The sequence below is a fragment of the Brucella sp. 22210 genome, from assembly GCF_052045675.1.
Classification (GTDB): Bacteria; Pseudomonadota; Alphaproteobacteria; order Rhizobiales; family Rhizobiaceae; genus Brucella.
Window position 1 is genome coordinate 1 of sequence record NZ_JBQEPD010000055.1, and the last position, 12582, is coordinate 12582.

The following is a 12582-nucleotide window of genomic DNA, read 5'->3' on the forward strand; positions in this document are numbered from 1 at the left end:
CGATCCGGAAGACAACAGCAGAACGGAAAATCTGGGCCAATATTCCTCCCAAATCCAACCGTAAGGACGTCTTCGCGTTCTCGCCATGGGTATATCGCCAAAGAAACCTGGTCGAGCGCTTCTTTAATCGCATCAAACACTATCGTGGCATCGCCACGCGTTACGACAAGAACCCGGACAATTTCCTTGCTGCTGTCAAACTGATCGCTGTCCGCATCTGGTGCATCAGTTTATGAGTCTACGCCCTAGTAGTCTTATTTCATCAGGCAACGTGACATTGGCTGGAACTTCCCAGGCAAGTGTCAGTTTTTCCGGCAGTCCTGGGTGGATCGCGCCGGCAACAAATTTGTCTCTGTCGAGATAGATCGTCGGATTAATCAACGCTGCTATCGGGGGATCAGGCATTAGCAATTTGATCGGGACAAATGCGGATTCCGCCGAACGATTATCCGCTTCAAAATCGATCAGAAGAAATTTTTTGGATTCAATTGGCTGACGACCAGTTGGGGGCATATTGCTCAATCGCGCATCGAATACTGTGATATACCACTGTCCAGTATCTATCGTTCCGCCTTCCGTGACGACCTGCAGCGGCTGCGGGTTGGCGGCCTCATAGATGGCAGTAGCGTAGGAAATAACACTCGCCAAAGTGCTGCCGACGCCCGCAATGATGATCGTGGCAAGACGCTGCCGGACCGTTTTTCGCTTTTCGTCCGCCATGACTCTCCCCGTCTTTGGCGTTTCAACGATTGTCCTAAGCCCGCTTATGCCCCCTATAGCATGATCCCTCCGTTTCGTCACCTTAAGCGATGTTGTCGCTTAAGGTGACATTTCATATGACCCCTATGGAGCAGATGGCGGGGTCTCACCCCGCAATAAGAGGCGGATTAATCTGGGCAAAACCTGCCTGACGTTGGTAAGGAAAATGCGGATATGGTGCCGTAACTGCGCTGGCTGCGTCGAGTGTTGCAATCTGCTGGGGAGACAATGACCAGCCAACTGCACCTAGATTCTGGCGCAATTGCTCTTCATTACGGGCCCCCACGATAACCGAAGCCACAGTCGGTCGCGACAATAGCCAGTTCAGTGCCACTTGCGGCACCGTTTTGCCGGTTTCTCCCGCCACGGCCTCCAATGCATCGACAACATTGAAAAGATGTTCCGTTTCCACGGGCGGACCATAGCTCGCGGTCTCGTGGAGACGGCTGCCTTCAGGCAGAGCTTCTCCCCGCCTGATTTTCCCCGTTAACCGGCCCCAGCCAAGTGGGCTCCAGACCAATGCACCCAGCCCCTGGTCAGCTCCAAGCGGCATCAGATCCCATTCATAATCCCGACCGATCAATGAATAATAGACCTGATTGGCAACATAGCGCGGCCAGCCATAACGATCTGCAACAGCGAGCGCCTTCATGATCTGCCAGCCGGAAAAATTCGATACGCCGACATAGCGCACTTTGCCAGCCCGCACGAGCATATCGAGCGTGGACAGGACTTCCTCCACGGGCGTATGCGCATCAAAAGCGTGAAGTTGCAGAAGATCAATGTAATCCGTATCGAGCCGTTTTAGCGCCTGTTCCACGGAACGTATCAGTCGGAATCGAGAAGAACCCGCATCATTGGGGCCTTCACCTGTCGGCAGGCTCATCTTGGTTGAGATAATGACACTGTCGCGCCGTCCACGGATTGCAGCGCCCAGAACTTCTTCCGAAGCGCCGTTCGAATAAACATCCGCGGTGTCAAACAGATTGACACCTGCTTCCAGACATATGTCGACGAGGCGGCGCGCCTCATTCACATCTGTGTTTCCCCACGCGCCGAACAAAGGGCCTGTTCCACCAAACGTTCCCGCTCCAAAGCTCAAGGTTGATACTTTGAGGCCTGAACGTCCCAGATAACGATACTCCATAAGGTATTGCCTTTCAAAACGATGGGGTAATGTGGCCCCCGCAACACTTGATGAATAAACAATAGACCGCCCTCGTCCTGTGATATAGATTGTAATAATTCAAATCATTTGTGAATTAGAAGACCAATGGCGAGATCAGAGATCAACCGTTCTGGCGAGATGGAAGTCTTTGTCAGTGTAGTGGAACAAGGTGGGTTTTCAGCTGCGGCCAGAGCTTGCCGAATGACGCCTTCCGCAGTGAGCAAGCTTGTCGCCCGATTGGAAACGCGGCTTGGCGCACGCCTGATCAATCGTTCAACGCGCGCGCTTCAGCTTACGCCTGAGGGATGTGCATTCTACGAGCGCGCGACCCGAATTCTTGTCGACATTGAAGACGCCGAACGTGTTGCAGGCGTCGGCGAAAGGCCCGTCGGGCGCATCCGTTTTAGCACCAGTCCATCCTATGCAACGCATGTTCTAGCGCCGATTTTACCCACATTTCTGGAACTTTATCCGGACGTCACGCTTGATCTGACGCTGAGCGACACCGTTATCGATCTGCTGGCCGAGAGGATTGACGTGGCGGTGCGGGCGGGACCACTGAAAAGCTCAAGTCTCGTCGCTCGTAAACTTGGTGAAACATCGCTGATCGTGGTTGGTGCACCTGCATATCTCGCCCGCTTCGGCACACCGCAAACGCTCGAAGAACTCGCTCCGCACAATCGCATTGGTCTTGGATATATACGGACAACAGATGGTTGGCCGATGGTCCAAAACGGTGAGAACATCGTCGTTCCAACGGTCGGGCGCGTTCAGGTCAGTGATGGGGAAGCAGTACGGCGCCTGGCTCTCAGTGGAACAGGACTTGCACGCTTGACAGAATTCACTGTTCGCGACGATATCGCCGCCGGAAAGCTCGTGCCTGTTCTGGAACATTTTAACCCGCATGACCGGGAGGCGTTCCATGCTGTTTACATCGGTCAAGGTGGCCCGCTGCCATCAAGGGTCCGGGTACTTCTCGATTTTCTTGCTGAAAGAGGCCGCGTAACCTGACACGATTAGCCCCCGACAGCTCTTCTGTCAGGGGCGATTTTTGAAGTCAAACCGCTTTATTCGGCGGGTTGAGCCACACAATTGACATCCGAGCTCGATGTTATCCGCTCACCAGACAAGGCTCGCTGTCCTAATCCGACGATCAGAACGGTTGTCACGGTTGCCACAATCGACACCCAAAAACCGTTCGCAGCGCCAAAATTGTCGACTACCCAGCCTGCAATAAACGCCCCGAGCGCCATGCCGATACCAATCCCCGTCATGACCCATGTGATCCCTTCGGTCAGCATGGTTTCTGGCACCCGGCGCTCGATAAGGCCAAAGGCAGTGATGAAGGTGGGTGAAATGGCAACACCGCTGACGAAGACGGCCAGTGCGAGCAGGGCGACCGACGAGCTGGCAAACAAAAGTGGTACCGCTGTGACGGCGAGTACACTGACCGCGATCAGCAGTTGTAGCGGTAACTGAATTCTTGGCTTAAGCGCACCGAGCGTGAGCCCGACAACAAAAGACCCGATGGCATAGACACCAATCACCAGGCTCGCCATATTGGGCTGACCAAGCTCTCTGGTGATTGCCACAGCACTGACTTCCGCCGTCGCAAAGGTTGAGCCAACGAACACAAGAGCCAGCGTTATAATCTGAACAGAACGAAGCCGGATGGCGGAACGCTGCGGACCGGTTTGATCAGCAGCACGAACCTTTGGCTCTGTCGAACGCTGCGCGAGGAACGCAATAGTGCCGAGTGCGAGAAATACTGTGCTGATCAGCATCCCGGCCTCTGGAAACAACGCAACAGCCAGGCCAACCGAGAGTGAAGCGCCAGCGATATAGACCAGCTCATCGGCTGCGGATTCAAAGGCAAAGGCTGTGTTCAACTCTGGCCTTTCGCGAAAGATTTCCGTCCAGCGGGCCCTCACCATCGCAGGTATGCTTGGCATCGTTCCCGCCAGAAAGGCAGATGCAAACAGGATCCAGTTCGGCCATTTCTGATTGGCGGCCAGAATAAGCGCCACAAATGCGACCACGGAAACGACGGTGACTGGCCCGACGACCGCCCGCTGTCCGAATTTGTCGACGGCTCTTGAAATCTGTGGCGAGAGAAATGCGTTGGTCAGTGCGAATGTCGCCGAAACCGCGCCTCCAAGCCAATATTCTCCATGCGTCAGAGACAGCATAGCGACAATTCCAATTGGGGCCATTGCCATTGGAAGTCTTGCGAAGCCTGCTGCGCCTGAAAATCCAAGGGCACCCGGCGCTCGGAAAATCTCTCTATAAGGATTAGACATGGACGTGTTCCTTGATGATAAGGATTTACCACTTACATACGTGGCGTATGCTAATTAATTAGTTGATACGCGGCGTATGTCAACTAATATACGCACCGTATGCAAAATTGGAGAATGATATGCGCAAACCCCGCAGCGAGATGATCGCGGAAACCCGGGCAAAATTGCTTGCAGCCGGGCGTCAGGCATTCGGAACGGTCGGCTATGCGGATGCTTCAATGGATGACTTCACAGGCGCAGCCGGTCTGACACGCGGCGCGCTGTACCATCACTTCGGCGACAAGAAGGGGCTTCTGCAAGCTGTCATCAGCCAGATTGATGCCGAAATGACGGACAGACTTTGCGCAATTTCTTCGCAAGCTGAAACGCCCTGGCAAGGCTTCGTTGACGAGAATGTTGCCTATGTCCAAATGGCTCTTGAGCCGGAAATCCAACGCATCATGTTCAGAGATGGGCCAGCGGTGCTTGGAGACCCATCCGGCTGGCCGAATGCCAATGGCTGTATTGCAACAGTTGCCCGCAGCCTCGCCGATCTGCAAAAAGCTGGCATTATTGTCGATGTCGACCCGGAAGCTGGCGCACGTCTCATCAATGCGGCAAGCAGCCGTGCAGCACAATGGATCGCCAATGCAGACGATCCGGAGGTCATATCGGAAAAAGCTGTCCAGACATTTCGTATTTTCCTTGAAGGGCTGCTTTTAAAAAAGGAAACAGCGGCGGCGCACTCCGAAGCCTGAGATTGGTGCTGGCTTTTCCCCGTCTTTCGTAACGCTGTCGCCCACGCGGAAAATCCTTCCCCGAAGTAGTCTATAAAAAAGATATAATATCTCCCCTCCTGCGTCGCTTGTGCGATGCTCCTCCTAAGACGGTTTGTTTGCAGCAAATCATGAAACGGAGGCGCTCATGAGCAAGACGATCCATTTCAATGCATTCGACATGAATTGCGTTGGCCATCAGTCTCCCGGTTTATGGGCGCATCCGCGCGACCGGTCCTGGAAATATAAGGATCTCGATTACTGGCAGGATCTGGCACGCACACTGGAGCGCGGCATCTTCGACGGTATATTCATTGCCGATGTGGTTGGTTATTACGATGTTTATAAGGGCAACAACTATCATGCCCTGCATCAGGCGGCGCAAATCCCGGTCAATGATCCGATCCAGCTGGCTGCTCCCATCGCGCTGGCAACGGAGCATCTGGGCATCGGCATTACTGCTTCCACTTCCTTTGAGCATCCTTACACTTTCGCGCGACGCATCGCGACAGCAGACCATCACACAAAGGGACGCATTGGCTGGAATATCGTTACATCCTATCTGGAAAGCGGAGCTAAAAATATTGGTCAGTCGGGCCTGCAAAAGCATGACAACCGGTATGAAATCGCCAATGAATATCTCGAAGTGATCTACAAGCTACTTGAAGGATCATGGGAAGATGATGCCGTTTTACGTGATCGGGACAACCGCATATTTACCCGACCTGAGAAAGTGCACGAAATCGCGCATAAGGGACGATATTTTGATGTTCCGGGCTATGGTCTGACCGAACCGTCGCCACAGCGCACACCGGTTCTCTATCAGGCCGGTGCGTCCGGTCCAGGTAAGAAATTTGCATCTGAACATGCCGAATGCATCTTCGTCGCCGCGCAAACCAAGACGATTTTGCGCAATTACGTCCGGGACATTCATGAACGCGCGGAAGCTGCTGGACGAAAGCCGGAAGATATTCGTATTTACAATCTATTAACCATCATCGTTGACGAAACAGATGAGAAAGCGCGTGCACGGTTTCGCGAATATCTCGACTATGTGTCTTACGATGGTTCGCTCGTTTTCATGTCCGGCTGGACCGGAGTGGACTTCTCCCGTTACCAGCCGGAAGACCTTGTCCGAAAAGTTGAAACAAACGCCATCCATTCCGCGATCGATAGCCTCTCGGAAGGCGATCCCGACAAACGATGGACAATACGGGAACTTGCCGAATGGGGCGGCATAGGGGGTATGGGGCCGGTGGTGGTCGGTTCTCCGCAGACTGTTGCCGATGAGTTGCAGGCATGGGTGGAAGAAACCAGCGTCGACGGCTTCAACCTTGCCTATGCGGTCACGCCAGAAACCTTCGAGAACATTGTCGAACTGCTTGTTCCTGAGCTGCAACGACGCGGCGTTTATCCAACCGAATATCGGACGGGAACGCTCCGCGAAAAGCTCTTTGGTAAAGGGCCTCGCCTTGGCGCATCGCACCCTGCCGCTCGCTACCGCGATATCGAGGCCATTAAACGCGCCGAAGCACAGCAACCCGTTTTGCAACAAACCGGCTCCTGAAGCTGACACACTATCGAGGACAATAATGGGAACTCTTGCAGAAACAAATATCGATTATACGGTACATCCGCGTGTCAATTCCACGGATCCGATACCGCCGCGGCCGAAGCCGTCGGAGTTGGCCCATATTGTAAAGAATGACGTTGAAGCCATTGAGATTGCAGAGCGTCTTGCTAGCCGATTTCGCGAAGGTGCGGCCTTGCGCGACCGTGAAGGTTTGCTTCCATTAGCAGAACTTGACGAATATTCGCAAAGCGGTCTGTGGAGCATCAATGTGCCCAAGGCCTACGGTGGACCAGAAGTCTCTTATGCTACGCTTGCCAGAGTGATTGCTATCATTGCTTCCGCCGATCCTGCCATTGCCCAGATCACACAGAACCATCTGGCTATCGTTGCGACAGTGGAACTGGACGGGACCGAGGAACAGAAGAAGCTCTTCTTCGATTGGGCTTTGAAGGGTATCCGCTATGGCAATGCCTTCTCGGAACTGAAGAGCAAGAATGTTGCCGCCTTTGAAACCAAGGTGGCCTTTGATGGCGACGACGCGATTGTAAACGGTGAAAAATTCTACACCACTGGCGCCCTGCTCTCCCATGTTGTGCCTATTGTCGCCGTTGACGAGACAGGTCAGGGCTATCTGGTCTTTGCCGACCGCGATGCGCCGGGTTTGACCGTGACGAACAACTGGTCGAGTTTTGGACAGCGCACAACCGCTTCCGGCTCTGTAAAAATCGACAATGTTCGGGTTCCCAAAGAGCGCGCCGTCAAGGTTGTCTCTTTCGACTATCCGACAATTGGCGGACCTGTCTCGCAGATCATTCAATCGGCGATTGATCTGGGTATTGGCAAGGGCGCAATTGAAGACACAATTTCCTTTGTCAAAACCAAGAGCCGTCCCTGGATCGACAGCGGTAAAGAAAGCGCGAGCGAAGACCTCTTCACCATTGCGGCCATTGGCGATCTGGAAATCCGCCTTCATGCCGCCGAAGCTCTTTTAGATATTGCCGGTCGCGCCATCGATGCCGCCCGGCATTCTCCAACATTGGAATCCGTTTCGGAAGCGACGATCAAGACCGGTGAGTCAAAAGTGCTCACCACTGAAATCGCTATTCTCGCAACCAACAAGCTCTTCGAACTGGCCGGCACACGCTCCACGCTTGCCGAACATGGCCTTGACCGTCACTGGCGCAACGCGCGCGTCCATACACTGCACGATCCGGTTCGGTGGAAATTCTATCATGTGGGCAATTATTATCTGAATGGCGTTCATCCTCCGCGCCATGCCTGGAATTGAGGTCTGAAATGAGCAATGAAGATCGCAAACTGCATCGTGCGGCAGCTCTCGTCACGGGTAAAGCCGCGCCTCATATTCCACCCCGCCAAACGAAGGCACATCGCATTTCCGATGATGCCGAGGCCGTCACGATTGCGCGCGAACTGGCCAGCGAGTTTGCCACTGGTGCCGCCTTGCGCGACCGCGAGCGGGAACTGCCATTGGCAGAGATCGAACGTTTCTCACATTCCGGCCTATGGGCGATTACGATTCCCAAGGAATATGGCGGCGCTGGCGTTTCAGCGGTCACGCTGGCAGAGGTGACGGCTATTATATCTGCCGCCGATTCCAGTATCGGCCAGATTCCGCAAAATCACTTTTATATGGTCGAGGCGCTTCGTCTTGCCGGCACGGAGGAACAGAAGCAGCATTATTTCCAGCGCATCCTTGATGGCGAGCGCCTGGGCAACGCTTTCGTAGAAATTGGCACAAAGACTCCGGTCGATTTCAAAACAAGTTTCAGAAAGCAAGGCGAAAACCTGCTTCTTAACGGTCAAAAATTCTATGCAACCGGTTCTCTGTTCGCACATATCATCGTTGCCGTCGCCAAGGATCAGAATGGGCGCGTCCATATCGTCTTTATCGACAGAAACACCCCCGGTCTCACGCTCGTCGATGACTGGTCATCCTTCGGACAGCGCTCAACGGGAAGCGGTACGGTAACCTTCGACAACGTGGAGATCCCCCCTTTTCAAATCGTCGATCATGACGTGGTCTTTGAAACCGCCTCAGTCATGGGCCCATTTGCCCAGATCATTCATGCCGCCGTACAAACGGGGCTGGCGCGTGGAGCGCTTGCCGAGACTATCTCCTATGTGCGCGCTCACGCACGACCATTTTTCGAACTCACAATCGATCATGGCTATGAAGACCCGCACACAATTCATGCTATCGGCGATGTCAGCATCCGCAGTCATGCCGCCGACGCTCTTCTCGCGCGTGCCGGTCGTCTGGTTGACATCGCGGCGCAAAATCCCGATGCAGGCACGGTCGCGGCGGCTTCTGTCGCCGTCGCGGAAGTCAAGGCATATGCCACCGAAGCAGCGCAGTTTGCGGCCAACAAGCTGATCGAATTGAGCGGTTCCAGATCAACGCTCGAGGCCTACGGTCACGACCGGTTCTGGCGCAATGCGAGAACCCATTCCCTGCATGATCCAGTGCGATGGAAATATCACCATATCGGCAATTTTTATCTGAATGATGAGCTGCCACCCCGCCATGGGGCGCTTTGATACCACCGTATAACGAGCGTCTATCTCAGCAATTCCAGTAACTTCTTACCCTTATGCCGCCCGCTCTAAGCTTTGGTTTCGATAAGACGACCTTTTCTACATTTATCGCCTTTAATGGAAAAACCGACCTTCGAATGATCGCTCTCCTCGACTAAAAAGCGTCTTTTAGCCGGAGATCAGATCATGGGACTTACCGCTAATTCACGCACGGCAGATCATCAGATCGAGCCCTTGTTTCTTCAGCGCTGGTCGCCGAGAGCCTTTACTGCCGAGCCAATCAGCGAGGCTAGTTTACTAGCGATCCTCGAAGCTGGCCGGTGGGCGCCTTCTGCCTATAATACTCAGCCATGGCGCTTCATTTATGCCCGCCGCGACACACCGCAGTGGGAAAGCCTTCTCTCGCTTCTCAACGATTTCAATCGCAGTTGGGCGCAGAATGCGTCTGCACTCGTCGTGCTTGCCTCTCTGAAGACGTTCACCGCGCCCAACGCTACCGAAGCGCAGCCCTCCTCAACCCACTCTTTCGATACGGGTGCAGCTTGGGCGGCGATTGCTTACCAGGCGACCTTATCGGGCTGGCATGCACATGCGATGGCTGGCTTCGATCACGACCGCACGCGGACAGAGCTTGCTATACCTGACGATGTCGCCATTGAAGCCATTGCAGCGATAGGCCGCATTGCCGATAAGTCCACGCTGTCGGAAATCCTACAAAAGCGTGAAGTTCCAAGCCCGCGCAAGCCGCTCAGCGAGATTGCATTCAATGGCTCGTTCCTGAACATCGAAAAGACGTCGGCCTGAAGAGGCCGCCACCCGCCTGCGACTTTGGACGAAACAGTGAGCCGATATTCACATCGGCTCACGTCCTTGCAGCATTGAGCACTGCATCGAGAAGGCCCGGGAAACGCTGGTCGAGTTCTTCTCGCCTCAAAGACAGTAAACGGCCACGACCGTTTGGCTTGTTCCAGACCACACCACTTTCACGCAACACCTTCATCAAATGCGAACGCGTCGATTTCGGTAGATTCGGATCGCCCATATTGCAGCGCGCCATCTCCAGTGGTCCGTCATTCAATTGCCGAACAATTTCAAGGCGCGACGGATCACTAAGCGCAAAAAGCACCTGAGCCAGCGCGATTTCCTCGCGATCCGGATGAGGTAAATCAACCGGGTGAGATAGGACTTCTTTCGTCATGGTTCGAATATAGTTGAACCATCATCGTTCTCATAGTAGAAAATAGTTCGAATAATATCGAACAATTGGCCAGCCGCTTCACGGCGGTTGCATCAGGTAGCGCCATGTCTAACGATCAAACTCACATCTCAAGAAGCGAACGATCCGGCTTCGCGATTGCTTTGCTCAGCCAATTTATCATGATGGCCAGTGCAAGCTTGCCCTCTCCCTTTTATCCCGCGCTGCAGCAGGAGATTGGGTTTTTGCCCGCTGCAATGACGGGTATTTTCGCCATCTATGCTGGCGCTTTACTCACCACTCTACTGATCGCTGGCGCAAGCTCTGACTATATCGGTCGACGTCCGGTTCTTTCCATCGGCTTCCTACTTCTCGCCCTATCCGCCTTCGATTTCATGACAGCTACAAGCCTTGCAGGATTGTTGGTTGCAAGATGTGTTCAAGGTATCGCCTGCGGACTTTTGATAACGGCATCCTCGGCAACTGTGGTCGATTTTGAACCGAGCCGATTCCCCGGCATCGCTGCCATCTGCAACTCCGTTGTGCCACTTCTTGGATTGGCCGCCGGGGCAGTGATAGCTGGCCTTATCATGGATATGTTCGAAGAACCGCGAACCTACGCTTTTGGCGGGCTTATCTTCACCAGTCTGGTTCTGGCTGGCTTAATATGGACCTTGCCCGAAAGTTCGCCGCGGCATCGCGGAATCCTCAGCTCATTGCGACCGCGCTTGGGACTACCATCAAGCGTAAGGAACATGTTCTGGAAATGCGCACCTGCGATCGTTGCAGCATGGGCCACCGGCGGCTTTTACCTCGCGCTTGGGCCGCTTATCATGTCCAAGATTTTCAGCTTCCACGACTACCTTGCTCAAGCAAGCGTCATCACACTCTTGTCCATTGGGGGAGCGATCGCAAGTTATGTCGCGCGCAAGTTCGCGCCGCGAAACATTATGCTATACGGCACGGGCAGCCTCGCCGTTGGAACGATCTTCACCCTCGTTGGTATTCTTTCATCCAACATCACCGTCTATCTGATCGCACTTTTCATCGCGGGAACAGGCTTTGGAACGTGTTTTTATGCAAGTTTACGGAGCATCGTGCCAATAACACCAGTCAGCGACCGAGGTGAGGTTTTCGCCTCGATCTTTACACTCAGCTACTTTGCTTTTGGCATGCCTGTTGTTGTGGCTGGCATCGCCATGCCTTATCTCAGCCTGCAAACAACACTGTTGGTCTATGGCCTCGCCATCGCCCTTATGGCAGCGATAGCCGGAGCTTTGAGGAAAGCCGACCGACTAGAGAAAACATGCCCATCACCGGTTCTCGGCAGATAGCCAAAAACCATGTCATAAATGCGATTAGAGTTTGATCTGGGTCTCAATGCGGATAAGCATTTTCCGCATTTGTTGATTTTCGGTGTTGAGCTTTTGGGCCAGTTGCCGTTTTAGCGTGGCATTCTCTGCTTCAAGCGCAGCCAGTTCATCCAATATGTCAGCTGGGGCTTTGGAAACGGGCTTGGCTTTCATCGGCTTGTCAGCAATCGGCTTCAAGCGACGGGGAGTATTGGTTTTTTTCTTGGCAGGGACGGGAGAAACCTTGGCTTCAACTGCGGCAGGCACTTCCGGTTCTGGCGAGGCTATGCTCACTTTTGTGGCGACAGGTTCTGCCATATCGACAACGAGAATCTTGGGCTCAGTCTTGGCTTCTATCCGTGGCGTTGGCGCGTGGACAAGTGCGGCTGGCTCATTGTCTATCGGGGAGACGGCAGGTGTTACCTGATCGGCAGATATTGGCGCCTTGGCATCCTCTTCCACTTCCCGTGCAATCGACTTCAGATCAAGGTTGCCCCAAAGCGCATTGCCGCTCTTGCGCGCACGCCGGTTCTTATATTCAACGACAACATTGCGGATTGGATTCTTCATCCGAAAATAGCTTTCTCAATCAAATTCCGTGGAGGTGCCCCGACAGGTACTGTGCTCTACCTATAGATTTAAACCTCCGTTTTCAACAATCAATCCTGCTTCATAATAGATCGCCTCATCATCCTTATGTGAGGGCATCTCTTCACAAATTGTCAAAGTAATGGCACTTATAGTTGCATTAAGCATTGTCCCATATATTCGGCACCCGGAAAGCTGACCCGAGTATCAATTCAGGAGAAACTGAACATGGCTGATGAAACCATTGTAGAAGCAAACCAGGCCGCAGCAGCTGAGCCTGTGAGCGCCAAGCCGAAAACCCGCGCACCGCGCAAGAAGGCTGAGCCTAAAGCTGCG

The 12582-nt window shown here is 53.7% G+C and carries 12 protein-coding genes and 1 pseudogene; 8 read left to right on the forward strand and 5 right to left on the reverse strand.

The window, feature by feature from the left end; all coding sequences use genetic code 11:
- Positions 1–236, forward strand: a pseudogene (locus ACTJKP_RS24860) (IS5/IS1182 family transposase); the annotation flags it as partial.
- Here ACTJKP_RS24860 and ACTJKP_RS24865 read toward each other — a convergent pair.
- Together ACTJKP_RS24865 and ACTJKP_RS24870 are read right to left on the reverse strand one after the other, a co-directional pair.
- Positions 226–720: a hypothetical protein gene (locus ACTJKP_RS24865; protein ID WP_440632584.1), complete on the reverse strand. Its 495-nt coding sequence runs from the start codon at positions 718–720 to the stop codon at positions 226–228. The pseudogene ACTJKP_RS24860 and the gene ACTJKP_RS24865 sit on opposite strands and share 11 nt — an antisense overlap.
- A gap of 145 nt (positions 721–865) precedes the next feature.
- Positions 866–1906 carry an aldo/keto reductase gene (locus ACTJKP_RS24870; RefSeq protein ID WP_440632585.1) on the reverse strand — a complete coding sequence of 347 codons (1041 nt, stop codon included), beginning with the start codon at positions 1904–1906 and terminating at the stop codon, positions 866–868.
- A gap of 126 nt (positions 1907–2032) precedes the next feature.
- Here ACTJKP_RS24870 and ACTJKP_RS24875 point away from each other — a divergent pair, with 126 nt between their 5' ends.
- Positions 2033–2938: a LysR family transcriptional regulator gene (locus ACTJKP_RS24875; protein WP_440632586.1), complete on the forward strand. Its 906-nt coding sequence runs from the start codon at positions 2033–2035 to the stop codon at positions 2936–2938.
- 56 nt (positions 2939–2994) lie between these two features.
- On the opposite strand, the gene ACTJKP_RS24880 is transcribed toward ACTJKP_RS24875, so the two are convergent.
- Positions 2995–4227, reverse strand: coding sequence for an MFS transporter (locus ACTJKP_RS24880; protein ID WP_440632587.1), 1233 nt, complete (start codon positions 4225–4227; stop codon positions 2995–2997).
- A 119-nt stretch (positions 4228–4346) separates the two neighbouring features.
- Between ACTJKP_RS24880 and ACTJKP_RS24885 the strand changes: the two genes are divergently transcribed.
- The 5 genes from ACTJKP_RS24885 (at position 4347) to ACTJKP_RS24905 (ending at position 9915) form a co-directional block, all read left to right on the forward strand.
- Complete coding sequence (locus tag ACTJKP_RS24885; protein ID WP_440632588.1) at positions 4347–4964, forward strand: TetR/AcrR family transcriptional regulator; 618 nt, start codon at positions 4347–4349, stop codon at positions 4962–4964.
- A gap of 166 nt (positions 4965–5130) precedes the next feature.
- A complete protein-coding gene (locus ACTJKP_RS24890) occupies positions 5131–6549 on the forward strand; it encodes an LLM class flavin-dependent oxidoreductase (RefSeq protein WP_440632589.1) in 1419 nt (472 codons plus the stop codon).
- Between the two features lie 25 nt (positions 6550–6574).
- On the forward strand, positions 6575–7843 hold the full coding sequence (locus ACTJKP_RS24895) for an SfnB family sulfur acquisition oxidoreductase (RefSeq protein ID WP_440632590.1): 1269 nt from the start codon (positions 6575–6577) through the stop codon (positions 7841–7843).
- An 8-nt stretch (positions 7844–7851) separates the two neighbouring features.
- A complete protein-coding gene (locus ACTJKP_RS24900; RefSeq protein ID WP_440632591.1) occupies positions 7852–9114 on the forward strand; it encodes an SfnB family sulfur acquisition oxidoreductase in 1263 nt (420 codons plus the stop codon).
- Between the two features lie 183 nt (positions 9115–9297).
- Positions 9298–9915, forward strand: a complete 618-nt coding sequence (locus tag ACTJKP_RS24905; RefSeq protein WP_440632592.1) for a nitroreductase family protein — start codon at positions 9298–9300, stop codon at positions 9913–9915.
- Between the two features lie 58 nt (positions 9916–9973).
- Here the strand turns inward: ACTJKP_RS24905 and ACTJKP_RS24910 are convergent, their stop codons facing one another.
- A complete protein-coding gene (locus tag ACTJKP_RS24910; RefSeq protein WP_199057600.1) occupies positions 9974–10309 on the reverse strand; it encodes an ArsR/SmtB family transcription factor in 336 nt (111 codons plus the stop codon).
- Positions 10310–10413: 104 nt separating this feature from the next.
- Between ACTJKP_RS24910 and ACTJKP_RS24915 the strand changes: the two genes are divergently transcribed.
- Positions 10414–11640 carry an MFS transporter gene (locus tag ACTJKP_RS24915; RefSeq protein ID WP_440632593.1) on the forward strand — a complete coding sequence of 409 codons (1227 nt, stop codon included), beginning with the start codon at positions 10414–10416 and terminating at the stop codon, positions 11638–11640.
- 24 nt (positions 11641–11664) lie between these two features.
- On the opposite strand, the gene ACTJKP_RS24920 is transcribed toward ACTJKP_RS24915, so the two are convergent.
- Entirely contained in the window at positions 11665–12228 is a 564-nt protein-coding gene (locus ACTJKP_RS24920; RefSeq protein WP_440632594.1) for a hypothetical protein, read from the reverse strand.
- Between the last annotated feature and the right edge of the window lie 354 nt (positions 12229–12582).